This is a genomic window from Halioglobus japonicus (assembly GCF_001983995.1).
Classification (GTDB): Bacteria; Pseudomonadota; Gammaproteobacteria; order Pseudomonadales; family Halieaceae; genus Halioglobus; species Halioglobus japonicus.
In genome coordinates this window covers 2,544,117-2,569,743 of record NZ_CP019450.1, presented here as the reverse complement: position 1 = coordinate 2,569,743, position 25,627 = coordinate 2,544,117, and the positions used below count along the sequence as shown (strand labels likewise).

Genomic DNA, 25,627 nt, shown 5'->3' with positions numbered 1-25,627 from the left:
TACCATGTCCGACGATCATAGCTGGCCGCCACATGTCACCGTAGCTACCGTTGTTGAACAGGACGGCCGCTACTTAATGGTCGAGGAGCAGGACGATCTGGCGGGCGGCCTGGTCTTCAACCAGCCTGCAGGGCACGTCGACCCCGGTGAAAAACTGCTGGCTGCCGCGCTGCGTGAGACACTGGAGGAAACTGGCTGGGAAGTGGAGCTTACCAGTGTGATCGGGGTTTCGTTTGCGACCGCGCCCAATGGCATTACCTACTACCGTACGAGCTTTGCTGCTCGCCCTGTCAGGGCCCTTGAAAATGCAGTGATCGACCCCGATATCCACCGTGTGCACTGGCTGAGCTACGAGGAATTACTCGCCAATTCTGCTAGAATGCGCAGCCCTCTGGTACTGCCCACCATAGAGCAGTATCGCAAGGGCCACCTCTTTCCCTTGGATTTTGTGTATATCGATGAACCTCAGGTTTGGTAAGCATGAACCACGCCACTAAAGTGATCGTCGGCATGTCCGGCGGCGTCGACTCGTCTGTCTCTGCTCTGCTACTCAAAGAGCAGGGCTATGACGTGGAAGGCCTGTTCATGAAGAACTGGGACGAAGATGACGGCACCGAGTACTGCACCGCCAAAGAGGACTTTGCCGACGCCCAGGCCGTCGCTGACAAGCTGGGCATTAAATTGCACGGCGCCAACTTCGCGGCTGAATACTGGGACAACGTGTTTGAACACTTCCTGGAAGAATACCGCGCCGGCAGAACACCCAACCCCGATATCCTGTGTAACCGGGAAATCAAGTTCAAGGCATTTCTCGATTACGCGCTAATGCTCGGCGCTGACAAAATCGCCACCGGCCACTACACCCGGCGCGGCGATGTCGACGGTAAGGCAGCGCTGCTCAAAGGCCTCGATGGCAACAAGGACCAGAGTTATTTCCTCCATGCCGTCGGCCATGAGGAGCTGGCTCGCACGTTGTTCCCTGTGGGCGAAATCGAAAAGCCCGAAGTTCGGGCACTGGCCGAGAAATACGAGCTCGCCACGGCCCGAAAGAAAGATTCAACCGGCATCTGCTTTATCGGCGAACGCCGTTTCAAGGACTTCCTGCAGCAGTACCTGCCCGCGCAGCCCGGCTATATCTACAGCCTGGACGGCGAGCATCTGGGCTGCCACCAGGGCCTGATGTATCACACGATCGGCCAGCGCCAGGGGCTCGGCATTGGCGGCCTGGCCAATCACTCGGACGCCCCCTGGTACGTGGTGGATAAAGATCTCGAGCAGAATCGCCTGCTCGTCGCGCAGGGCAACGATCACCCTGCCCTGTTCAAATCTTCTCTGACAACCGGCGATATCTATTGGGTCGCCGGCACACCGCCCGCCCTGCCCCTGCAATGTCACGCCAAGGTCCGCTACCGTCAGTCTGACCAGGCCTGCACCGTGTCCCGAGACGGCGCAGGCTATCGCATCGACTTTGACGAGCCACAGCGCGCCGTCACCCCGGGCCAGTCGGTAGTGTTGTACGACGATAACATCTGCCTCGGCGGCGGCGTCATCGAGCAAACATTCGTATGAGTAAATCGCTCACCGGAATTGAAAAGCAGGCACTAGCCCTCGCCGGTGTTGCTCAGGTTGCCCGCATGGTCGACCAGGTGTCGAAAACCGGCACCTACCCCATTGAATTCCTCGAGTCGTCAATCCACAGCCTGTTCGAATTCGACGCATCTGACATCGCCGGCGTCTACGGTGGTGTGGCCGGCGTTAAGCTCGGTCTGAACAACTTGAGCGCGTTGCTCGCCAATCGCGACGCCAACGAACATCGCGACGTCGTGCGCTATGTCTTTGGCATGCTATATCTGGAAAGGCAGTTCTCCTCCAGGCAGGAGATGATGTCGGTGGTGCGCAGCCGTCTCGAACATACCCAGTTCAAGGCCGAGCACTTTACCGGCCATGTAGGCGAGGTTTGCCACAGTGTTTCCGGCATTTATCAAGACACCCTGAGCAAGCTAAAGTTTCGCATAAAAGTGACTGGCAGCGCCCAGCACCTGCAGGATGATGCCAACGCCGATATTATTCGCGCCTTGCTACTGGCCGGCATTCGTTCTGCCTACCTGTGGCGGCAAATGGGCGGCCATCGCTGGAAGCTGTTATTTCAGCGTCGCAAGCTACTGGAAGCCAGCCAGCAGCTATCACGTGGCATAAGCCTGGTGTAGAATTCGCACCCCATTATCTTTGGAGCCCCTCATGGAATTATCAGCCCTGACTGCAGTGTCGCCCGTCGATGGTCGCTACGGCAGTAAAACCGCCGCTTTACGCGGTGTTTTCAGCGAGTACGGCCTGATCAAGCGCCGGGTGCTGGTTGAAGTTCGTTGGTTGCAGTGCCTGGCCGCGCATCCGGGGATTCCAGAGGTACCCACACTTTCAGGTGCCGCCAACGCGCTGCTTGATAGTATTGTCGACGAATTTGCCGAGTTGGACGCCCGCCGCATCAAGGACATCGAAGCGACCACGAACCACGATGTCAAAGCCGTTGAATACTTCATCAAGGAACGCTTTGCCGGCAACGAGGAGCTGGAAGCCGTCTCTGAGTTCGTGCACTTTGCCTGTACCTCTGAGGATATTAACAACCTGTCCCACGCCTTGATGCTGCGCGACGGTGTCGACGCTGTGCTGGTGCCGGAAATGAACGACATTGTCAGCGCGCTGACCGCGCTGGCCACCGAGGCTGCCGCCGTACCCATGCTGTCACGCACCCACGGCCAGACTGCCAGCCCCTCTACCATGGGCAAGGAAGTGGCCAACGTGGTGGCACGCCTGCGTCGACAGCTCAAGCTGATTGGCGAAGTGGAATACCTAGGCAAGATCAACGGCGCCGTAGGCAACTACAATGCGCATTTGTCCGCCTATCCCGAGGTGGATTGGCAGGCCAACGCCGAGGCCTTTGTCACCTCCCTGGGCCTGAGCTGGAACCCCTACACCACCCAGATCGAACCACACGACTACATGGCGGAGCTGTTCGACGCCATCGCGCGCTTCAACACGATCCTGATCGACTTTGACCGCGATGTGTGGGGCTATATCTCAATGGGCTATTTCAAGCAGAAGACCGTCGCCGGTGAGGTGGGCTCCTCGACCATGCCGCACAAGGTCAACCCCATCGATTTCGAGAATTCCGAGGGCAACCTGGGGCTGGCCAATGCCGTGTTTGGTCACCTTGCGGCAAAACTGCCGATCAGCCGCTGGCAGCGCGACCTGACGGACTCCACCGTATTGCGCAATATGGGTGTCGGCGCAGGCTACTCACTCATTGCCTATCAGGCCTCAATGAAAGGCATCGGCAAGCTGCAGCTTAACGAGCAGCAACTCGCTGAAGATCTCGACAACAGCTGGGAAGTACTCGCTGAGCCGATCCAGACGGTGATGCGCCGCTACGGCATCGAGCAGCCCTACGAAAAATTGAAGGAACTGACCCGCGGCCAGGATATGAGCAAGGCAGTCATTCAGGACTTTGTCAGCAAGCTGGATATCCCCGACACAGCCAAGCAGGAATTGCTTGCACTGACGCCTGACAGCTACATTGGCAACGCTATCAGCCAGGCTCAGGCCATCGAATAAATGTCGATGACAGCGGGTGCAGCGATGAATCTCGACACGGACGATTTCCTGGCCCGCTACTGGCAACAACAGCCACTGCTGATACGCCAGGCAGTGGCAAATTTTGTCCCCCCTGTTTCCAGCGACGAACTCGCCGGCTTGGCGCTTGAAGAGTCCGTCGAGTCGCGCATCATTGAATCTGTCGGCGGCAACTGGCAACTCTTTCACGGCCCCTTCTCCGCGAGCGACTACACGCGACCCAATCCATGGACCCTGCTGGTGCAGGCCGTGGATCACTATGTTCTTGAGGTCGCGCAACTGCGCAAGCTGGTCGATTTCATACCGGGCTGGCGAGTCGATGATGTCATGGTCAGTTATGCGGTAGACGGCGGCAGTGTCGGCCCCACTACGATAACTATGACGTTTTCCTTTTGCAGGGCGAAGGCAGGCGCCGCTGGCAGATCGGCCAGCATTGCGATGCCAACACTCCGATACTCCCACAGGACGACCTCCGTATTATTCGCGATTTTGACGTGCAGGCGGAGTACGTTTTGGAGCCCGGGGATATGCTCTATGTGCCCCCCGGCGTCGCGCACTGGGGGATTGCCGAAGGTGAATGCACCACCTTCTCTATTGGTTTTCGTGCCCCGCGTATCGACGATCTGGTGGCTCGATTTACAGATGCGCTCCTTGCGGCCCATGCACAGGGTGAGGCGTTTTTCCGCGACAGCAACCTGGAAGCTGCCGCGCGCCCCGGCGAGATCCGTGTCCAGGATATTGCCCGCATGCGCGCCCAGTTGCGGGCGGCGCTGGACCAGGCGGTCGACGAGCGCTGGTTCGGTGAACTGGTGACAGAACCCCGCTACGATGCCATGCCGGCAGAGGACGAACTGGCCGAATCGCTTCACACACTGCATGCCGGTGCAACCGCGCTGTTTCTCGCCCCCGAGAGCAAGCTGGCCTGGCAGGCAACCGTCAACGGAATCGATGTGTTCGCTAATGGCGCCAGTCGATCGTTTAGCGCGGGCATTCTCGAACTGATCACAACCGTGTGTGGCGAATGGGAATTACGAGACGTCATGTTTGCCAGCGCCCGGGACAATGCTGAGCAATGCGAACTGCTATGCTATCTGCTCGCAACCGGCTGTGCCTATGTCGAGTGATGATTCATTTATCAGCGGTGTGGCTTATCCTCAACCGTTTGCCGAGCTTGCCATCGAACTGGCTGAAAGCGCTTCCCGATATCTCCATATACTCAGCCCTGCTCTGGATCACGATGCCTTTGGTAGCAACGCCCTGGAGAGCGCTATCAGCGGCCTGGCGCGCAGCAGTCAGCAGACCCAGGTACGCATACTCATCAAAGACAGTCGCGCTATGGTCAGTCGCGGCCACCCGCTGCTGGTGCTGGCGCGGCGCATGCCCAGCTCGGTGAGCATTCGCAAGCTGACCGACCACCCGGACTGGCACGGCCAGACCCTGGTGATACGCGATCGGGACGGGGTGTTATTCAAACCTGGTGAAGCCAACAAAGACGGCTTTTACGAACCGGATTCAAGGGCCTCGACCGAGCGTCACTACGAGTTGTTTCAGGAGCTCTGGCGTTTCAGCGAAGACGACCCAAACCTGCGAACACTGTCGCTGTAGATACAAAAAAGGCGCCCGAAGGCGCCTTGTCATTCCACCGCTGCTCAGGCGTTGGCGTCCGCCAATACTGCATTGAGCGTTGCACTGGGTCGCATGATGCGCTTAATCGCAGCGCGATCGGCGTGGTAGTAGCCGTATCCCTCTTCCTCAACAGGCTTGCCCTGGGCCTTTTCAAGCTCCGCTACAATCGTTGCTTCGGCTTCCTCGAGGGCTTTGGCAAAAGGCGTAAACTTGGCTGCCAGTTCGGCGTCTTCGGTTTGCGCCGCAACGGCCTGCGCCCAGTACAGGCCCAGGTAGAAATGGCTGCCGCGGTTATCGAGCTCGCCCACTTTTCGCGACGGCGACTTGTTGTTTTCGAGCAACTTGCCGGTGGCCGCATCCAGAGTCTTGGCGAGGATAGCCGCCTTGCCGTTGTTCTGCTTCAGACCCATGTCTTCCAATGAGACCGCCAGGGCCAGGAACTCACCGAGGGAATCCCAGCGTAGGTGGTTCTCTTCCTGGAGCTGCTGTACGTGCTTGGGCGCAGAGCCGCCGGCGCCAGTTTCGTACATGCCGCCGCCCTTGAGCATGGGCACGATCGACAACATCTTGGCGGAGGTGCCGAGTTCCATGATCGGGAACAGGTCGGTCAGATAGTCACGCAGCACGTTACCAGTGGCAGAAATGGTGTCGCGACCACGAAGCATGCGCTCCATGCTGCGACGGATCGCTTCGACATAGGTCATGATACGAATATCCAGGCCTTCAGTGTCGTGCTCGGTCAGGTAGGTGTTCACCTTCTTGATCAGCTCAATATCGTGAGCACGATTGCGATCAAGCCAGAAGATAACCGGCGTGTCGGACTGGCGAGAGCGCGTTACCGCAAGCTTCACCCAGTCGCGGATCGCTTCATCTTTAGTCTGGCATGCACGCCAAATGTCACCTGGCTCCACCTCGTGTTGCATGATCACGTCGCCAGCCTCGCTGACCACGCGCATGGTACCCAGTTCCTCGATCTCAAAGGTCTTGTCGTGGGAGCCGTATTCCTCGGCCTTTTTCGCCATCAGGCCAACGTTTGGCACAGTACCGCAGGTGGTGGGATCGAAGGCGCCGTTGGTCTTACAGAAGTTGATCATCTCCTGGTACAGCACGGAGTACGTGCTCTCGGGCATGACAGCCTTGGTGTCCTTGGGTTTGCCGTCGGGGCCCCACATTTTTCCGCCGTTACGAATCATGGCAGGCATGGAGGCATCGACAATCACGTCAGAGGGAACGTGCAGGTTGGTAATACCCTTTACGGAATCCACCATGGCCAGTTCGGGACGGTGCTCGTAGCAATCGTGGATGTCCTGCTCAATTTCCTCGCGCTTGGAGCGCGGCAGAGACTGAATTTTTTCGTAAACGCTGGACAAGCCGTTGTTGGGATTTACGCCCAGCTCGTCAAACAACTCGGCATGCTTTTCGAACAGGTCTTTGTAGAAGACGGTCACGGCGTGACCAAAAACAATGGGGTGCGACACCTTCATCATGGTGGCCTTCACGTGCAGAGACCACATAACGCCGGAGTCTTTGGCGTCCTGCATGGTTTCCTCGAGGAATTCGCGCAGCATGGCAGCGCTCATGCGCATGCTGTCGACTACCTCGCCCTCAAGCAGTGCCAACTCTTTCTTGACTGAGACTGTGCCGTCGGGCGCGACGAATTCAATGCGGATATTGCCGGCCTGCTCCATGGTGAAAGACTGCTCGGCGGAGTAGAAATCGCCGCCGCGCATATAGTCTGCATGCGAGCGTGACGCCTTGCTCCAGGCACCCATAGAGTGCGGAAATTTTTTCGCGAACTGTTTGACCGCGCCGGGTGCGCGGCGGTCGGAGTTACCCTCACGCAGCACGGGGTTAACCGCACTGCCCAGTACTTTCGCGTAGCGCGCGGCAACGTCTTTCTGCTCCTCAGATTCGGAATTCTCGGGATAATCAGGCAGCGGATAGCCCTGCCCCTGCAATTCCGCAATACAGTCTTTCAGCTGTGGCACCGAGGCACTGATATTGGGCAACTTAACAATGTTGGCGCCGGGATCCTGGGTCAGCTCGCCCAGGAATGCCAGACCGTCCTGAACCCGCTGTTCTTCAGCTAGGTAGTCCGGGAAACCGGCGAGAATACGGCCGGCGAGAGAGATGTCGGTGATTTTTACGTCGATACCTGCGGCGCTGGTGAAGGTGCGCACAATGGGTAGCAGAGAGCAGGTAGCCAGAGAAGGTGCCTCATCCGTGAGCGTGTAGTAAATCGTATTAGCGTTGCTTGACATAGTGTCCTCTGATCGGGTGAATGACGTCGCACAACCGAGCGGTCGCGGCGAAATAAACGGGCGACATTGTACAGTATTTCTCAAGGAAATTGGCGGAATACCTGCGGTGAATGGCGTTGAATTTCCGCCGAAAGTGCTTATTTTTGGACCGGTATCCACTGAGACCGCAGCAGTCCCCAGAGATTGACGTCGACCACCTCGCCCTTGAGCACCTGCCGCTCCCGCTGGCAGCCCTCAAGGCTAAAACCCAGGGCCTTCAGCAGTGCATTCGAGCCGTCATTGCGCGGGTCCACCCGCGCGTCCAGGCGGCGGATCTGCATGTCATCAAAGGCGTAACTGACCAGCCGGCCAACGGCTTCACGGGCAATGCCCCTGCCCCAGTAATCTCGCCCCAGGCCATAACCGATTTCAAGGCGCGCATGATCGTGCTCGTAGCCAAACATAATGCAGCTACCCACGACCTGGCCCGCACTGCGTTCGCAAATCACCCATTGCACTGCTTCGCGGTCCTGGTGGCGCTGCTTCACACGCTCATACCAGATCTCGGCGTCTTCCATACCCTGCCAGGTTTCAAACGGCAGATAGCGATTGACCTCGTCGACCCGATGAATTTTCAGGAGTGCCTGCAGGTCGCGGTACGTCACCAGGCGCAACTCGAACCGGTCGGAGAATATCGACCCGGAGGGCAATTCCAAGCGTTCTTCCTCCGGCGGCAGCCCCTTACTCATTGCCCGGCCCCGCAGCTATCATCACGCCCACTTCATTGCCTTCATAGACCAGTTCCCAGGTGCGCAGGCCTCGGCAGGGTTCCTCGGTATGCTGCAGGAGGCGCCCGTCATCCAGCGCAAACCGGTAGTGATGGGCGGCACACTGAATTTCGCCGCCGCCAATAGAGGCCAGGTCGAGGGGATGCTCGCGGTGAGGGCAGACAGCCTCTATCAGGTAGCGCTGCCCGTCGCTCTGCAGGAGCAACAGCTGATGCTGGTCGATTTTATAGGTACAGCTATAGCCGTCGTGCAGGTTGATCAACTTTTCCAGTGGCAAAAAGCGCATACAAAGAGACTCGATCGCGAGATATCCAGCGAGACTAACCGGTTTTCACGCGCCGGGCCAGCCGGCGTCTTTATTGTACCTTCGGCCATAGCCAAACCCGCCCAGCAAGGTATACTCACGCCATAACGACTCAAAAGAATAAGCAACCGTGAGGAAAGCTTCATCCGCTCATGGAAGATTCCAAGCGCCCACTATCCACAGGTGCCCCCCAGAGAGATATAACCGAAGGTTATAGATTCTCCCGATTGACGACAGTGTTCTGGGCACTGGAGTGGTCATTGTTTGCCCTGTTTATCGTCCAGGTCATCCTCGGACGCTACGACCTGGCAGCCGTACTGGCTGGCCTGGCAGTTGCGTTGTGCTGCATCCCCATCCTGAAAAAACTTGGCAGGCCCGATATCGCGGTCAATGCGCTCATTATCATTCTCACCATTCCTGTATTTGGCCTGATGTGGATGCATAAGGGGCTACACGATGAAGCAGTGATCGCCATCCCTGCGCTGATCCTGTTCTCCGCCGTGGTGGGCAGCCGCTGGCTGTTCATGGCGGTCACCGTCTCATCTATCTTCACGGTATTTCTCATCGGGCTCACCAATACCACCGGCCTGCATGTCCACGAGTTGTCGCCCGGGAATCTGACCACAGCCTCTTTTATTATCGTGATCCTGATGGTTACAGGCTTTGCGGTGTGGCTGTTCGCGGAAGACATGCGCGAGAGCATGAATCGACTGAGCCGCGAAATAGAACGGGTGAATGAATCGCAGTTCATGATCCGCGAGCTCGCCCACCACGATGCGCTGACCAGTCTACCCAACCGGTTGCTGGCCCGGGAGCAGTTCGAACACGCCCTGGCGGTCAGCCAGCGCAATGGCACCAAGGTGTGTCTGATGTTCATGGATCTTGACGACTTCAAACACGTCAACGATTCCTTTGGCCACCAGGGCGGTGACGAGTTTCTCAAGGAGACGGCGCTGCGCCTTATGAGTACCGTGCGGGCCACGGATTGCGTATCGCGTCTGGGTGGCGACGAGTTCCTGATTATTCTCGAGTCCGTCGACGACGCCGAACTCATGACCAGCGTGGCGAGCAAAATTCTCCAGGAAGTCAAAAAACCGGTATCGATCGGCAGCTCGGAAATTGTTGTCACCGCCTCCATTGGCATCGCCATTGCACCCAACGACGGCGAGGATTTCGACACTATCTGCCGTCAGGCCGACATCGCCATGTATCACACCAAGGACAGCGGCCGGAATAACTACCATTTCTTTAACGAGAAAATGCACGAGCGTGTGCAGGACCGCCTCAATATCCTGTCCTACCTCTACGAAGGGCTCAGTCAACGTCAATTTGAACTATTCTATCAGCCCAAAATTGACCTCGAATCCGGCCGTGTCATTGGCGCCGAGGCGCTGATTCGCTGGCACCATCCTACGCGCGGACTGATTGCCCCCGCCGAATTTATCGGCGTTGCCGAACAATCAGGTCTGATCGAAGAAATGGGCAGTTGGGCTATGGAAGAAGCCTGCCGCTACTGTAAACAGTGCCTCGACCTCGGGCTGGTGGACAGCGGATTCACTATGGCAGTCAATATCTCGCCGGTACAGTTCGCCCGGGGTTCAATTACCAAAGTGGTGAGCGACGCGCTCAAGAAGAGCGGGCTGGATGCCGATCAGCTGGAACTCGAGCTCACTGAATCCCTCTTGATTGATAACAGCACCTCCATTAAGCGCGCACTGCTACAACTGCGCCGGATGGGTGTTGAACTGGCTATCGACGACTTCGGCACCGGCTATTCCAATCTCGGCTATCTCAAGGCATTCGAGGTTAGCGTACTGAAAATCGACCGCTCCTTCATCAGCCGTATTCTCGAAGCCGAGCAGAGTCGCATTCTTGTCGAGGCGATTATTCAGGTCGCCTCTCGCTTGAATATCAAGGTTGTGGCAGAGGGCGTGGAGAACCAGAAAATGGCGGAAGCGCTGTCTATGCTCGGCTGCGACCAGGCCCAGGGGTACTACTGGTCCCGCCCCCTAAATGCCATGAAATTCGAGAAGTTCATGCGTAATCACCAGCGTGATATACGCCGCAATGGCGGCGTACCAACCCTGCGTGCAGTGCCCTCAAAGCGCGCTGACACCGCCACTCCTTCCTGAGGGCAGGATCGCCCTAGAGCTTTTCGAGAATCTGCTGCGCCGCCGCGTAAGCCGTCAGGCGGTGGCTCTCCACGCCCGCTTCCAGAGTGGGCATTAACTGCTGTACCTCCGTGTTCTGGGACAGCTTTAAATGCAGCATTTCGTTCACCAGCTGATGCATCCAGTCACGGTTTTGCTGGGCGCGTTTGGCGTCAAAGGCGCCTTTCTGGCGGGCCTTGATCTGGTAGTCAACCAGCATGCCCCACACGGCGTCGATATTGATATTCTTGAGCGCCGAGCAGGTCATGACCTGAGGTGTCCAGAAACTGGTGTGGCGCAACAGGTTCATGGCGCTGGTGTACTGCTGTCTCGTCAGCGTGGCAAGCCTCTCGCTGTCGCCATCGGCCTTGTTGATGACCAAAGCATCCGCCAGTTCCATTATTCCCTTTTTGATGCCCTGCAGCTCATCGCCGCCGCCCGGCAGCATCAACACCATAAAGAAATCAACCATGCCAGCGACCTGGTATTCACTCTGGCCGACGCCCACGGTTTCCACCAGGATCACATCGTAGCCAGCGGCTTCGCAAAGTAGCATGGTTTCACGGGTTTTCTGAGCCACGCCGCCAAGCGCGCCCTCTGATGGTGAGGGCCGGATAAAGGCCTCTTCCCTGCGCGACAATTCTTCCATGCGCGTCTTGTCGCCCAGTATCGAACCGCCCGCGATCGGAGAGCTTGGGTCTACCGCCAGCACAGCTACCCGCTTGCCCTGCGCAATCAGGAACAGGCCAAAAGCTTCAATAAAGGTGGATTTGCCAACACCGGGGACACCGGTAATACCGATGCGAATACTGTTGCCGGAGTGCGGCAGCACCTGTTCGAGAATGTGCTGGGCTTCCACCCGGTGTGTATCCAGTTTGGATTCCACCAGCGTAATCGCCTTGGCCAGTGCCCGGCGATTGCCGGATAAGAGCTTTTCTAGGTCAAATATCATCAGAGCAGCGACCGGGGCGCAGTGCCTTATGACACTTCGCCCCGTTGATTGATCAGGCCTGTTGCGAGTTCACCGCGTCGAGCACCTCACGTGCGCAAGCGGGAATCGGCGTGCCCGGGCCGAAGATACACTTCACGCCAGCACCGTAGAGATAGTCGTAGTCCTGGCGCGGAATCACACCGCCGGCAATGACGACGATATCGTCAGCGCCCTGCTTCTTGAGTTCTTCAACCAACTCCGGCACCAGGGTCTTATGGCCGGCGGCGAGTGATGATGCGCCTACCACATGCACGTCGTTCTCAATCGCCTGACGCGCCACTTCTTCCGGCGTGGAGAACATAGGCGACAAATCAATATCAAAGCCGACATCAGCAAAGGCAGTGGCAACCACTTTAGCGCCGCGGTCGTGACCGTCCTGACCCATTTTGCACACCAGCATCCGCGGACGGCGGCCGTGATGATCCACAAAGTCGTCGATATCCTTGCTAATACCCTGCCATTCTTCGTCTTCGGCAAACGCTGATCCGTAAACGCCTGACACGGTCTGTGCCTGGGCATTAAAGCGGCCGAACTCACGCTCCATGGCAAAGGAAATTTCGCCGACCGTGGCACGGCGACGAGTCGCCTCTACGGCCAGGGCCAGCAGGTTGCCTTCGCCGCTGACCGCGGCCTGGTAAATGTCTTCCAGAATCGCTTCAACCGCAGCCTCATCACGAGACCCCCTGATTGTGGCGAGCCTGGCCAACTGCGATTCGCGCACTGCCTGGTTGTCGACTTCCAGGGTTTCGATCGCATCTTCTTCGTCGAGGGTGTACTTGTTGACACCGACGATCACGTCATCGCCGCGGTCGATACGCGCCTGTTTGCGCGCGGCAGCCTCCTCGATCTTAAGCTTGGGCAAGCCGGTCTCGATGGCCTTGGCCATACCACCGGCTTCCTCGATCTCCTCAATCAATTCCCAGGCCTTGTCGGCGATATCCTGAGTGAGGCTCTCCATCATGTAGGAACCGCCCCAGGGATCGACAACGTTGGTGATACCGCTCTCTTCCTGAATGATGAGCTGGGTGTTACGGGCAATACGTGCCGAGAACTCGGTGGGCAGAGCAATGGCCTCGTCCAGTGCGTTGGTGTGCAGTGACTGAGTACCGCCAAAAACGGCGGCCATCGCTTCAATCGTGGTGCGCACCACGTTGTTGTAAGGGTCCTGCTCTGTCAGCGACCAGCCGGAGGTCTGGCTGTGTGTGCGCAGCATTGAGCTCTTGGGGTTGCCGGGGTTAAATTCGCCGACAATCTTGGCCCACAGCAAACGCGCTGCCCGCATTTTGGCGATCTCCATATAGAAGTTCATGCCAATGCCCCAGAAGAAGGACAGACGCGGTGCAAACTGGTCGATATCGAGGCCGGCGGCCAGGGCTGTGCGAATATACTCCTTGCCGTCTGCCAGGGTGTAAGCCAACTCCAGCGCTGCGTTCGCTCCCGCTTCCTGAATGTGGTATCCCGAGATTGAGATGGTATTGAACTTGGGCATGTTGCCGGAACAGTAGGCGATAATATCGCCGATGATTTTCATGCTCGGTGCGGGCGGATAGATATAGGTATTGCGAACCATGAACTCTTTGAGAATGTCATTTTGGATCGTGCCCGCGAGTTGATCCTGGCTTACGCCCTGCTCTTCTGCAGCCACGATATAACCGGCTAGTACCGGCAGAACCGCGCCATTCATCGTCATAGACACCGACACTTTGTCCAGGGGAATGCCGTCGAACAGAATCTTCATGTCTTCCACGGAGTCGATCGCTACACCCGCTTTACCCACATCACCGGAGACACGGGGATGGTCGGAATCGTAGCCTCGGTGGGTGGCAAGATCGAAGGCCACCGACACGCCCTGACCGCCAGCGGCCAGTGCCTTGCGATAGAAGGCGTTGGATTCTTCGGCGGTTGAGAACCCCGCGTACTGACGAATGGTCCACGGGCGCCCGGCATACATTGTCGCCTGCGGGCCGCGAATATAGGGTGACATGCCGGGCATGGTGTCCGCATACTCGAGATCTTCGGTATCGGCAGCCGTGTACAACGGCTTCACATCGATATCTTCAGGTGTCTGCCAGGTGAGATCATCCAGCGGCTTACCGCGCAGTTGCTTGGTGGCAAGCTCAGCCCAGGCGTCGGGAGTGGCGGTGTTCTTGTCGTACATCTTGTCGTTGCTCATGATCGTGTGTCTCGCGTGTAATCGCTGTCGGCGTCACCTGTTAGCAGTATCGGCGACGCCCCAGTTATGGCTCTTGGCCCACCGCTTAGTGGTGGTCGTCGGCGGGCTGATTAATCTCAATCAGCACACCATCACAGCTCTTGGGATGAATAAAAATCACCTTCGAGCCGTGTGCACCCGGCGTAGGTGCATCGCCCAGGAACTGATAACCCTTTTCCTTCAGGCGCGCCACGTCCTCTTCAATATTGTCGGAGCGGAAGCACAGGTGATGCAGACCACCGCCCTTCTTTTCCAGATAACCAGCTATCGGCCCTTCACCATTCAAGGGGTGCACCAGTTCGATCTGGGTTTCCGGCAGTGGGAAAAAGGCCGTGCTGGTCTTTGCCGCCACAACGTCTTCCGTGCCATTGAAGGTTAGTCCAAAGTCTTCCATAAAGCGCTTAATCGCCTTCTCGAAGTCCGGTACGGCAATGGCGATATGATCAAGTGCGGTAATCATCGGATAGTCCTCATACAAGCTGGGCAAGGAATTCGTCGGTCACACCACGGCGGCGCGCAGCCACCTCCTCGGCAGATTCAACAACGATAACCTCGTCCGGGGTGATTTTGAAAATCGGCTGGCCCTTGCTGATGATCACGCCATCGGTGTCGACCAGCACCTCTTCGATGGTCCCCGAGAACGGCGCATACACCTTGTTGAACATCTTCATCACTTCAACAATAAACAGTGGGTCACCCGCCTCGAAGTGATCGCCCTGCTTCACATACACGTCGTGCTCCGGTGTTTCGCGGCCATAAAACATGCCGCCGCTCTCAGCGAGAATTTCGTCGGATTTGGCAACCGGCGGCGGCACCAATACTTTCGCCATTGCTTCCTGAAGCTCGGTATCTTCGAGACGCTCGGGAATATTAATCGTCAGGTCTTCGTTCACACACAGGCTGTAGTAAGACGTGGCTTCGGCAATGTTGGGCAGTACCGCCAGGATGTCGACACCGGCCTGGAAGCCTGCGTGGGCGCCACGAATCTCGCCCCACATTGACGCACTGATACCTTCTGGCGCATCGGCGGAATCCAGCACCGACTGCAATTCAATCCAGTCCTGTGCATCGAGACGATTATTGAGCTCCTGATAAAACGCCAGGGCGTCGCCGAGGATGTCATCGTCGTGATCCCAGATCATGCTCGAAGCAGGCTCACCTTCGACATAATCCATGTTCAGGAAGTGATAAGTATCGTCCAGCAGCTCGATCGGGTTTTCATTCCAGCTGATTTTACCGTCTACCATGGTGTAGCTGTCGCGGTTAACACTCAGCCAACCGGCGAGAATATGCGGCTCTTCCAGCAGGGTTTTCAGGGGGCGCAGCAACAGCGTTTGCTTCAACTCCAGAGCCGTTTTCAGGGCCTTGGCGCTATCGCCTGCGGCGCCCGCCAACTGAGCCTTGCAGATTTGCTTCCACGCGTAGTCCACGTCAAGGTTGTTGGCCCGCTGCTTCAATTCACCTACCGCCGTCAGGTAAGGCACGATAAAGCGCGTGGTGGGTCGGGCATTAATGTTCTGGCCGATAAACCAGTTCACCAGACCGTAGTGGAACTCCAGATTGGTCGCCAGGTCCTTACCGCGCATGTTGGTCTGGCGAATCACTTCCGCCATACGCTCATAGGTGTCAAGGCGTGTATCACCGACAGTCAGCAGCAGCGCGATATTGGAATCGTAGGCGCCGGCCAGGGTGTACTTCATAAAGACATCGGTGTCGGGGTTGTGCAGGCTAATCCCCTGGTCGTCGCGAATTTCGCCTTCGACGGCGTCGGACCAATACTCGATGACACCGCCGGCACTGGGCTGCAGCGCCTGGTTGGTGGCGTTGAGACGTGCTTCAACCGAATCGTTGTGGCGCAAAATACGCTCGGGCTTCGGTAGCTTGGGGCCGTGCGCCGCAAGCAATACCATCAGTTCTACCAGCGACTCCACGATAAACGTGTCATCGGGGTTTTCCGGGTTAGTGAACTTCAATGTGTAACACAGCTCGGTTACCCGGTGCTCCACCTGAATACGCGTGTTCATTTCCATGAAGAAGTGCTTGTCGCGATCGACGATACACTCGAACGTAGAGACAGAGTCCAGGCCCACAGCCTCACCAAAACGAGTCGCCTCATCTTCCATGGCAATCAGGGTTTTCAGGTCTTGCTCAAGTACGCGTTGCTCAGTCGCGTTACCGGATGCCTTGGCTTGCTCGATAGCAGCCTCCAGCGACTCAACAGTTACAGACACCTCGAGCAGCTTCTGCTCATGCATCTGCAGTGAGCAGTCGCGGCCGCCCATGGTCATGGACCACTCGCCGTTGCCCAGCACCTGAATTTCCTGGTGACGCGTTGTTTCAATATTCAGTTCAACCAAAACATTCTTGTTGTCACCAACACCGGTGGTTTTGACCTCATTGAGGATCTCCCGCACCAGCTCCGGGGTGCGCGCAGATTCACCAATACCGAGAATGCGCTGCCCCTTGCCGCCGCCGCCTGAAATAGCCTTGAGGCGCACCCGGTTTTCGGGGTACTCAGCTGCCATCTCCTGTACCGCTTCGGTCAGCGTTTCACAGAGTTCATCAACCGTGTAGATATCAACGCCTTTCTCATAGGACGCGGCCAGCACCAGGTCAGCCTTGTCAGCCAGCTCAATGCTGTCGTCATCCAGCTTAGCCTCATCAACTATGAGACCGTGTTCGGCCGCAAGGGCTTTTAACGCGGCTGCATCGGGGTGCTTCTTAAGCAGCGTAAGAGCGGTGCCATTGTCGATACCGGGAGTGACCGACACACCGTGCTTGAGTGCGGTACGCTTGGCCTCATCCTTCAGGCCTGCATCGTGAACCGTGCGCGAGCAGGGGCCGATGAAATTCAGGCCGGCTTTTTCCATGGCGGCGACCATGGTTTCGTCCTCAGCCATAAATCCGTAGCCGGCGAAGATAGAGTTGTAGCCGTTCTCGCGGGCGATATTGATAATCTGGGCTATGCGCTGATCGCGCTCTTCCTTGTTTGCGCCGGTGTAATCAGGCACGCGGTGGACGCGATTAGGATCGGTCAGTGAGCGCAGTTCGGGGCAAGTGCATCCTGATAGATAATGGAGTCTTTCTCGGACAGCAGAATACCGAAATCGGTAATGCCCATTTCGCTGAACACGTCCATGGCCTCCTTACGGATAGGACCACGGCAGATAATGAGCGGACGCATATGGGTGCAGTCGAACTGGTTGACCCATTCAGTGTGGCGACGCCCCAGACGACGGTCGCGGTGAATCAGCGGGTTGTGCAGATAGTGTTCGTTGGACACGGGAAATTCCTCTGTAATTCTTTTGGCCGGGGCTTAGTGGAACTCGCGCTGCACGGACTGCAGCGGGCTGGGCTCGTAGTGACGCAGACAGAAATCCATCTGCTCGGCCAGTACCTGGCGCAGATCTGATGGCATGACAATCTGTGAAATCGAACCGAGGCTAAGCGCCTCATTCGGATTCATCAGCTCGCGCTCATAGCGCTGGGCGAGAAGTTGCTCTTCCGCTTTCACCCAATCTGCTACCAATGTTTCTGCGGCTTCAGCAGCGGCCTCCTCAGAGAGACCTGCGGCCAGCTGTGCTTCGGTTTCCTTGGCCACCTTGGCCTTGACTGAACCGCGAATTTTCTTGAGCTCGTCTTTGTAGACGTACTCAACACCCGCCGGGCCCATAACAGCCACGCGTGTAGTGGGCAGCGCCACCACGAAGTCGGCACCCGTGGGGTAGTTGTTGTAGGAGGCATAGGCGCCGCCAAAGGCGTTGCGCACCAGCACCAGGAAGCGCGGTGTGCGCAGATCGACGATCGCATCCAGCATAGCTCGTCCGGCCTGCACAATTCCCCTGCTCTCCTGCTCTCGCCCTGGCAGGAAGCCCGTAGTGTCCTCGAGGAAGATAATCGGAATGTTGTACAGGTTGCAGAAACGAATAAAGCGGGCGTTCTTATACGCCGCGTCAATGTCAATCTGGCCGGACGCCACGGCTGAGTTGTTGGCGACAAAGCCCACAACGTTGCCGCCCATACGTCCCAGTGCAGTAATGGTATTCCTGGCGCGCTCGGGCTGGATCTCCAGGAAGTCGCCGTGGTCGCACAACTGCTGGATCAGAATGCTGATATCAACCGGGGTGTTAAAACCGGTCGGTGAGTTAAAGGCTTTCTTCAGCAGAATGTCGATGTCCCAGGTTTTGCGGTTTACCGGGTCAGACGAGGGCTGGTGAGGGGCAAGCTCACCGTTATGCGCCGGCAGGTAGTTCAGCAGCTCGCGCACCTTGCGCAGCGCTGCCACTTCATCGGGTACCACGAAGTCAGTCACACCGCTCTGGCTGTGCACGCCGGGGCCGCCCAGCTCGTCGGGGGTCACATCTTCGCCCAGCACCGACTTGACCACGCCGGGGCCGGTCAGGCCAAAGAAGGTCTCATTGGGCTGGATCAGGAAAGAGCCCTGACGAGGCAGGTAAGAGCCACCGCCCGCATTGAAACCAAACATACACATAATGCTGGGCACGACACCGGAGATCTTGCGCAGAGCGGTAAAGGCATCGGCATAGCCGTCGAGGCCGCCCACACCGGCGGGAATATAGGCGCCCGCGGAATCGTTAAGGCCTACGAGAGGGATCTTGCGCTTGGCAGCAAGCTCAAATAGGCGCGCTAGTTTCTTACCGTTGGTAGCATCCATTGAGCCGGCACGCACGGTGAAGTCGTGGCCGTAAATCGCCACATCGCGGCCGTTGACCTTGATAATGGCAGTGACCAGTGAAGCACCATCCAGGTTGGGGCCCCAGTTCTGAAAAAATACCGTGGGCTCGTCATCGGCCAGGCAGTCGATGCGCTCCCAGATGGTCATCCGTTTCTTCTGGTGCTGGCGCTGGGTATTTTTGACGCCCGCGGCGCGATAAGGGCGCTGCTGCAGTTCCCAACCCGCTTTCAGGGCTTCTTCATAAAGACCGGGCTCTGCGGCGACCTGGCCCGGCACCTTGAACTCCTGCTCTTCATTCATCGAGAACGGGTTGTCCAGAGATGCAATCAGATCATTGCTGCTGTTCTTTGTCATAATCCTTGATCCAATAATAGGCCCGCGGGCCTGGGAGAGCTTGCGGAATCTTCTCAGAGATTTCGTGTGCAAGACGTGACAGGCGAGCAGCGTCCAAACAGCGTACTCACCAGAATTTCGGCGTGTTACATTAAGTGCCGGGTTGGTCAAAGTCAATTAAGCGACACGCGTAAGACTATGTTTTCACAGCAAATAAACCGACCTGAAGCACGGTTTAGGACATTAGTTTACAATACCGAACAACCGAATAGACTTTCCAAGACATTTGCCTTGCGGTGTTATCGGTGTCAACATTTGTCACTTCGCAGCCCAGCGAAATAAGGCCGCACGCCCGCACATGAACAAAACCGTCTCGATCGAAGAAATTAGCTACTCTCCCGACAGCTGTGAGCTGTTTGAGTGTCTGCGCGATCTGCCCGGTGCCGCGCTGCTCGATTCGAGCTATCCCTACGCCCAGAGCGGCCGGTACGACATTCTGGCGGCAAACCCAGTTTGCGCCGCTCCGCTTCCGCCAACAGGTACCAATAGCGCCACCTGGCGCAACTATTTCGATGAACTGGCTGACTTTCACCGCGATCGTTACGGCGCCAGCCAGGGCGTGGCCCAGGACCTCCCCTTCTGTGGCGGGATACTGGGCTACCTGGCCTATGACCTGGGTAATCCCCTCAACCAGGTCGAGGGTTCCACGGGCGACTACTCAAGTACAGGGTTGGCCGCCTATGACTGGGCGGTTGTTCAGGATCATTTGCTGCAGCGTGCAGTGGTAGTTACCCAGCCCACTGTGTCCGCCGCCACCCAGCGCGATATCCTGAGCCGACTACGCCGGCGCAGTGATACGCCCGGCAGCGCCTTCAGACTAAAGGCGCCATTCAAATCCAACCTCTCCGAGACGGAATATCGCGAGGCATTTCATCGCATCCAGGCCTATATTCAGGCCGGAGACTGCTACCAGGTCAATCTCGCCCAGCGCTTCCAAAGCACCTATGAGGGCGACCCCTGGCAGGCTTACCGACAATTGCGCCAGGTCGCCGCAGCGCCGTTCTCCGGCTTCCTGACCCTGGGCGATGATGACGCACTGCTATGCCTGTCTCCAGAACGGTTTCTGTCGTTACAGGGACACCATGTACAGACCTCACCCATTAAAGGCACGCGCCCACGGCACCACGACCCGGCGGCTGATCACCTCGCTGCCGCGGAACTGCGCCGCGCCGAAAAAGACCGTGCGGAAAACCTGATGATTGTGGACTTGTTGCGCAACGACCTGGGGCGCAGCTGTGTGCCGGGCAGCATTCACGTGGACGCGCTGTTTGAGGTGCAGAGTTTTCCCACCGTACACCACCTGGTCAGTACCATTAGTGGGGAGCTGAGCCCGGAGCGTACGGCCTACCAGTTACTGCGCGACTCTTTTCCCGGAGGCTCGATCACCGGCGCACCGAAACGCCGCGCCATGGAGATCATTACCGAACTGGAACCGGATCCGCGGGAAGCCTACTGCGGTTCTCTGATGTATATCAGCGCCGATGGACGCATGGACAGCAATATCGCCATTCGCAGCCTGCTGTGCAGTGACAATCAGATACGCTGCTGGGGTGGTGGCGGCATTGTCGCTGACTCGCAGTGGCAGCAGGAATACCAGGAAACCTTCGACAAGGTGGGGAAATTCCTCACAGCACTGGAAGCACTGTGAGGCTTACGTTGCAGGCCCGGGCGCTCGACGCGAGGGCCTGCCTCGCTACTAGAGACTCAGCTCTCGATTGGACGCCTCGAGGAAGGCCACTTTGAGATCGGCCAGAGAATCCACCGAACGGAATTGGGGGAATTCATCCTTCACGTTCTGCGGTGCGTGAATAAGAATGCCCACATCCGCCTCTCCCAGCATCGTGGTGTCGTTATAAGAATCGCCGGCGGCAATCACCCGATAGTTCAGGGTGTGCAGCGCCTTCACCGAAGCGCGCTTGGGATCTTCCTGGCGCAGCTTGTAGTCGACCACCCTGCCCTCATCGTCTGTTACCAAACGGTGACAGAATAACGTGGGCCACCCCAACTGACGCATCAGCGGCTCGGAAAATTCGTAAAAGGTATCTGAGAGGATAATCAGCTGGAAGCGCTCCCGCAGCCAGTTGACGAAATCGATTGCACCGGGCAGTGGCTCGAGGGTGGCAATCACCTCCTGGATATCATCGATCTTCAGTCCGTGCTGATCGAGAATATCGAGACGCTGCTTCATGAGCACGTTGTAATCGGGGATATCGCGGGTGGTTGCGCGCAATTCTTCGATGCCGGTTTTCTCGGCAAACGCAATCCAGATTTCAGGGACAAGGACCCCTTCCAGGTCCAGGCAGGCCAGTTCCAATGTTCTACTCCTTAGGTGGCTGAGCGAGAGCGCAACAATCTAACCACCTGGCCCTGGCGAGACAAGCCCCAGGAGTAAAAATCAGTAGACCGGCAGCTCCAGGTGCGAAAACAATTCCTCGAGTTCCGCCTTGGTATTGCAGGAGAAGGCCTCGGTGACCACATCGCGCGTCAGGTGGGGGGCGAAATCCTCTATGAACTCATACATATAGCCACGCAGGAACGTCCCCTTGCGACAGCCGATGCGGGTGACACTACTGGCGAACAGATGGCTGGCATCCAGAGCCACCAGGTCCGGGTCCACCTCCTCGTCGTGGGCCATTCCCGCGACAATGCCAATACCCAGCCCGAGCCGCACATAGGTTTTAATGACGTCGGCATCGGCAGCAGTAAAGACCACCCGCGGCACCAGGCCGCGTTCGACAAAGGCCTCGTCGAGTTTGGAACGCCCGGTAAAACCAAACACGTAAGTGACTATCGGATGCTCGGCCACATCCTCAAGTGTCAGCTCAGACACCTGGGTCAAAGCGTGATCGCGAGGCACCAGAATACAGCGATTCCAGCGATAGCACGGCATCATGATCAGGTCTGAATACAGCTCCAGGGCCTCGGTGGCAATGGCAAAGTCCACTGAACCGTCAGCGGCCATTTCGGAGATCTGGACAGGTGTACCCTGATGCATATGCAGGGACACTTCAGGATAGCGTTCAATGAAGGCTTTAATCGTCGCGGGCAAGGCATATCGGGCTTGGGTGTGGGTCGTGGCGATCGAGAGGCTGCCTTTGCGCTCGTTGGAATACTCCTGGGCAACCTGCTTGATGCTCTCAACCTTGCGCAGCACCTCGCCGGCGGCCTCGAGAATAGCCTCACCGGCCGGGGTCACATGGGTGAGATGTTTACCGCTGCGGGCGAAGACCTCAACGCCCAATTCGTCCTCTAACAGGCGAATTTGCTTGCTGATACCGGGCTGCGATGTATACAAACTCTGGGCAGTGGCCGACACATTGAGATCGTGATGGGCGACTTCCCAGATATAGCGCAATTGCTGCAGCTTCATCCCTGCCTCCGGTGGCTCCAGGCTATTTCAGGCGCCAAATGGGCCCCAACTCTTATGAAGAATAGCCATTAACCCGAGGTTATGCCAAATTAAAAAGGAATAACCCTGAACGGGCGATTAATCCCACTCAGGTGGGTGGATTTGCGACCCCATGGGGCACATGGCCGGTGGCGATATGCGGGCTGGCGGATTCACAATGAGACTGCTGATCGTCAAAGAAAACGTCCGCCTGGTAGGCTCTCAGGAAATCGGTCTTATTCAGGCCGCCGAGAAAGATCGACTCATCAATACGGATATCCCAGGCGCGCAGCGTACGAATGACGCGCTCATGAGCGGGCGCTGAGCGCGCGGTGACAAGGGCCGTGCGAATAGGTGCTTCTGTGGCAGGGAAAGCCTGCTGCAATCGATGCAGCGCCGCAAGAAACGGCTTGAATGGTCCGCCGGCCAGTGGTCGCTTGGCAGCGGCGACCTCGCTAGCAGTGAAAGCATCCAGGCCCTCGCTCTTGTAGACCTGTTCGGCTTCATCCGAGAAAATCACCGCATCGCCATCAAACGCAAAACGCAGTTGCTCCCCGGCCTTGCCTGCACCGCCCTTATTCGACACCAGCGTTGCGGCAGCTACGCCGCAATCGAGCGCGTAGCGCACATCCTCGGCTTCGCTGGACAGAAACAGCTGACAGCCAAAGGCGTTGATATACCGCCAGGGACTTTCGCCGCCGCAAAACGCCGCCCGCGAGATCGCCAGGTCGTAGTGTTTAATGGAGTTAAATACCCGCAAACCGGTGTCGGCGCTGTTGCGTGACAACAACACCACTTCCACCTGTTGGTCGCCGCCCAACTGCTCGTTGAGTCGCAGCAGCTTGTGCACCAGCGGAAACGCCTCACCCGGCTCGAGGGGTTGCTCCTCACGCTCGACCTGATAGGCAGAGTATGCTTCTAATCCCTCCTCCTGATAAACCCGATGACTGTCGTCGAGGTTAAACAGGGCCCGGGAAGATATCGCGATAACGAGCTTGTCTTCAAGCGTAGATGGCATGGTGACAGAATACAGGCTCAGCTGACTTTTAACAGCCCCCGCTCCTCCAGCTCCATCATCAGTAATTGCTGCACAATGAATTCCCGCGGCGTTTCTGGATGATCGAGATGGACCCGTTCCAATAGCGGCCTGGCGGCTTCTTCATCAGCGTGGTGGAGCAAGGCCTTGAAGGCCGAGGAAATGAATTGCGTCGGTTCTTCACTGAGCGCTTTGATTTTGCGCAGGCTGGCACCGAGAGCAATTTCCTGCTCCGTCAACTCTGTACCAAAGGGGTAATCCGGCAGCAGACCGGCCTCCAGGTAAGGCTTCAGTCGCTCCGTCAGGTGCTCAGGCGTGTTGTCGCGCGCGTGAGCGGGAATCTCGTAGTCGGCCGGCAGTTTGCCCTGGCGTTTGGCCGCTTCAAGCAGCTCCGGCTGAAAACGCGAGTCGGCGACGTTGAGCATCTGCTTTGCCACCTCGGCGTCGCTCTTGCCGCGCAGATCAGCAATGCCGTATTCGGTGACGATAATGTCGCGCAAATGCTTGGGTATGGTGGTGTAGCCATAAGCGCCCACAATATTGGACTTGAGCTTTTTGCCCTGGCCGCGGGTGCTGCGCACACACAGCACGGAGCGAGCACCGGGCAAATCATGCGCCATGGCCACAAAGTTGTACTGCCCGCCAACACCGCTGATTTGCGTGCCGTCCTCGAGGGCATCCGAAGCGACGGCGCCATTGAGTGACGCAATCATGCCGGTGTTAATAAAACGTGCCTGGGTGCGTTGGGCGCAGTACAACGGGTAATCCAGCAGGAGTTGGTTGGTGCGCCGCACGCCGGTCATGCAAATCTGTGCATGCAGGTCCGAAGGCATCTCCCTAAGGCGCTGGTAAAAGCTGCGTGGCCCCAGGAAAAAACCACCGTGGAGCACGCGGCCATGACGCAGTTGGCCACCTTCGACCCGGGTAAGCAAGGCGGCGCGGGTCTGCGGCTCATCCAGGTCATTTGCCAGGGTGACGCCCGCCAGCTTCAGCCCATCCTCATCTATCTCAAGCTCTGCGGGCAAGATCCCCCAATACTTGAATTCACTAATGGACGCAGTCTCAAGATTGCGCGGCATAATCTCGCGCCGGCGCAAATAGGTATACATCGCGGCGTCCACCTGCTCGCTCATGTCGCCACTGTTGAGACCTTGCTGTAACTCAAGGTGATCATAGACCCGGCGCTTGACGATGCCGGCATCAATCAGCGCCATCATGCCGTTGACGAACATCTCGGTAGAGACGTACAAGCCCTGCTGAAAAGGCGCAGGATCGCCTGCCGGACTGTGCGGCAACCGGGTCACATCCGCCAGCAGAGCACGATAGGCGCTGTTGTTCTGATCGCGAAGAATACAGGCATGAGCGAGTGCATCACCCAGCGCACCAATCCCAATTTGCAGTGTGCCGCCGTCGCACACCAGAGAACTGGCATGGATTGCGGCGGCATAATCCTGCAGCGGTACCGCGGCATTGGGCGCGGCGAACAGGCACCGGTCATACCTGCCATTGCGGACAATGCTGTCGAATCGGTCTGCACTGACCTCCGCGTCGTGCTCCATGAACGGCATATCAGCGTGAATCTGTGCGGCACAGAACACATCAAGTGACTCTGCCTCAATGCGGTCAAACACCTCCAGGGTAATGTCGGGATTACTGGACAGGCTGAGTTGCAACTCACCATCGATATCGCGCGCGGCCACCATCTGGGCCATAACGTTGACGCCAGCGCCGAGCATATCCCGGGCAATATGCGTGTAGTTGCTCGAAATATAGTTCTGCTGTGCCTCAGGCACATTCTTCATGGCGCCCGCTTTGAAATACAGCTCGGAAATAGAAACATTCGGGGGCAGCTCGCCGCGGCGCAGCGGCTGCATAAAAGACAGCTCTTCGTAGTCGCCGAACAGGCGCGCAACAATAGGACCCGCCAGCCCCTCCTCGATATGGCTTGTGGGCGTCGGCACCTCCAGGCACAGCGCGGTGTAGATACTGAGCGACAGTGAGGGGTCGTCCACTGCCCGCTGGTAGAATGCATTGATCAGTTGCACCGGCTTGCCCAGGCCCAGCGGCGCACCCAGCACAATGTGCTTGCCGACCCGGGCAATCGCCTGATCAACACACTCCTCTACACTGGCAACAATCTGGCTCACTCAACGTCCCTCTAGACTGGGCTCACCGG

General features: G+C 57.6%; 19 protein-coding genes and 2 pseudogenes. 9 read left to right on the top strand and 12 right to left on the bottom strand.

Annotated features, from left to right (window positions below):
* Positions 1-4: 4 nt before the first annotated feature.
* The 7 genes and pseudogenes from BST95_RS12195 (at position 5) to BST95_RS12170 (ending at position 5,232) form a co-directional block, all read left to right on the top strand.
* Positions 5-478: an NUDIX hydrolase gene (locus tag BST95_RS12195; RefSeq protein ID WP_084199777.1), complete on the top strand. Its 474-nt coding sequence runs from the start codon at positions 5-7 to the stop codon at positions 476-478.
* A gap of 2 nt (positions 479-480) precedes the next feature.
* Positions 481-1,569, top strand: a complete 1,089-nt coding sequence (gene mnmA / locus BST95_RS12190; protein ID WP_084199776.1) for a tRNA 2-thiouridine(34) synthase MnmA — start codon at positions 481-483, stop codon at positions 1,567-1,569.
* Complete coding sequence (gene hflD / locus BST95_RS12185) at positions 1,566-2,207, top strand: high frequency lysogenization protein HflD (protein ID WP_066058960.1); 642 nt, start codon at positions 1,566-1,568, stop codon at positions 2,205-2,207. Before mnmA ends, hflD begins: the two co-directional genes overlap by 4 nt.
* A gap of 31 nt (positions 2,208-2,238) precedes the next feature.
* Positions 2,239-3,609, top strand: a complete 1,371-nt coding sequence (purB, locus tag BST95_RS12180) for an adenylosuccinate lyase (RefSeq protein ID WP_084199775.1) — start codon at positions 2,239-2,241, stop codon at positions 3,607-3,609.
* 386 nt (positions 3,610-3,995) lie between these two features.
* Positions 3,996-4,256 (top strand): annotated as a pseudogene (locus tag BST95_RS21375) (cupin domain-containing protein); the annotation flags it as partial.
* 117 nt (positions 4,257-4,373) lie between these two features.
* Positions 4,374-4,751: a winged helix domain-containing protein gene (locus tag BST95_RS21370; RefSeq protein WP_420866359.1), complete on the top strand. Its 378-nt coding sequence runs from the start codon at positions 4,374-4,376 to the stop codon at positions 4,749-4,751.
* Positions 4,741-5,232 carry a DUF7931 domain-containing protein gene (locus tag BST95_RS12170; protein ID WP_084199774.1) on the top strand — a complete coding sequence of 164 codons (492 nt, stop codon included), beginning with the start codon at positions 4,741-4,743 and terminating at the stop codon, positions 5,230-5,232. Before BST95_RS21370 ends, BST95_RS12170 begins: the two co-directional genes overlap by 11 nt.
* 44 nt (positions 5,233-5,276) lie before the next feature.
* Here BST95_RS12170 and BST95_RS12165 read toward each other — a convergent pair whose 3' ends face one another.
* The 3 genes from BST95_RS12165 to BST95_RS12155 form a co-directional block, all read right to left on the bottom strand.
* The gene (locus BST95_RS12165; protein WP_084199773.1) at positions 5,277-7,514 is read right to left on the bottom strand and encodes an NADP-dependent isocitrate dehydrogenase; all 2,238 of its coding nucleotides are present in this window, start codon (positions 7,512-7,514) and stop codon (positions 5,277-5,279) included.
* Positions 7,515-7,651: 137 nt separating this feature from the next.
* Positions 7,652-8,242: a GNAT family N-acetyltransferase gene (locus BST95_RS12160; protein WP_084199772.1), complete on the bottom strand. Its 591-nt coding sequence runs from the start codon at positions 8,240-8,242 to the stop codon at positions 7,652-7,654.
* Complete coding sequence (locus BST95_RS12155) at positions 8,235-8,567, bottom strand: Rieske (2Fe-2S) protein (RefSeq protein ID WP_084199770.1); 333 nt, start codon at positions 8,565-8,567, stop codon at positions 8,235-8,237. Before BST95_RS12155 ends, BST95_RS12160 begins: the two co-directional genes overlap by 8 nt.
* Positions 8,568-8,821: 254 nt before the next feature.
* Here BST95_RS12155 and BST95_RS12150 point away from each other — a divergent pair, with 254 nt between their 5' ends.
* Positions 8,822-10,717: a putative bifunctional diguanylate cyclase/phosphodiesterase gene (locus tag BST95_RS12150; RefSeq protein WP_229801927.1), complete on the top strand. Its 1,896-nt coding sequence runs from the start codon at positions 8,822-8,824 to the stop codon at positions 10,715-10,717.
* Positions 10,718-10,730: 13 nt separating this feature from the next.
* On the opposite strand, the gene meaB is transcribed toward BST95_RS12150, so the two are convergent.
* The 5 genes and pseudogenes from meaB to BST95_RS12125 form a co-directional block, all read right to left on the bottom strand.
* The gene (gene meaB, locus BST95_RS12145; RefSeq protein WP_084199766.1) at positions 10,731-11,687 is read right to left on the bottom strand and encodes a methylmalonyl Co-A mutase-associated GTPase MeaB; all 957 of its coding nucleotides are present in this window, start codon (positions 11,685-11,687) and stop codon (positions 10,731-10,733) included.
* Between the two features lie 52 nt (positions 11,688-11,739).
* Positions 11,740-13,899: a methylmalonyl-CoA mutase gene (gene scpA / locus BST95_RS12140; protein ID WP_084199764.1), complete on the bottom strand. Its 2,160-nt coding sequence runs from the start codon at positions 13,897-13,899 to the stop codon at positions 11,740-11,742.
* Positions 13,900-13,984: 85 nt separating this feature from the next.
* A complete protein-coding gene (mce, locus tag BST95_RS12135) occupies positions 13,985-14,398 on the bottom strand; it encodes a methylmalonyl-CoA epimerase (protein ID WP_084199763.1) in 414 nt (137 codons plus the stop codon).
* Between the two features lie 10 nt (positions 14,399-14,408).
* Positions 14,409-17,221 (bottom strand): annotated as a pseudogene (locus BST95_RS12130) (ATP-binding protein).
* 33 nt (positions 17,222-17,254) lie between these two features.
* On the bottom strand, positions 17,255-18,988 hold the full coding sequence (locus BST95_RS12125) for an acyl-CoA carboxylase subunit beta (RefSeq protein ID WP_084199761.1): 1,734 nt from the start codon (positions 18,986-18,988) through the stop codon (positions 17,255-17,257).
* Between the two features lie 337 nt (positions 18,989-19,325).
* On the opposite strand from BST95_RS12125, the gene pabB reads away from it, so the two are divergent.
* Entirely contained in the window at positions 19,326-20,675 is a 1,350-nt protein-coding gene (gene pabB / locus BST95_RS12120; protein WP_084199759.1) for an aminodeoxychorismate synthase component I, read from the top strand.
* A 48-nt stretch (positions 20,676-20,723) separates the two neighbouring features.
* Here pabB and thrH read toward each other — a convergent pair whose 3' ends face one another.
* From thrH to BST95_RS12100, 4 genes are all read right to left on the bottom strand, one after another.
* Positions 20,724-21,341, bottom strand: coding sequence for a bifunctional phosphoserine phosphatase/homoserine phosphotransferase ThrH (thrH, locus tag BST95_RS12115; protein WP_066058914.1), 618 nt, complete (start codon positions 21,339-21,341; stop codon positions 20,724-20,726).
* Between the two features lie 81 nt (positions 21,342-21,422).
* The gene (cysB, locus tag BST95_RS12110) at positions 21,423-22,397 is read right to left on the bottom strand and encodes an HTH-type transcriptional regulator CysB (protein ID WP_066058911.1); all 975 of its coding nucleotides are present in this window, start codon (positions 22,395-22,397) and stop codon (positions 21,423-21,425) included.
* A 127-nt stretch (positions 22,398-22,524) separates the two neighbouring features.
* Entirely contained in the window at positions 22,525-23,433 is a 909-nt protein-coding gene (locus BST95_RS12105) for a 5'-nucleotidase (RefSeq protein WP_084199757.1), read from the bottom strand.
* A gap of 17 nt (positions 23,434-23,450) precedes the next feature.
* Positions 23,451-25,598 (bottom strand): acetyl-CoA hydrolase/transferase C-terminal domain-containing protein, encoded by a 2,148-nt coding sequence (locus BST95_RS12100; protein WP_084199756.1) that lies wholly within the window; start codon positions 25,596-25,598, stop codon positions 23,451-23,453.
* Positions 25,599-25,627 lie beyond the last annotated feature (29 nt).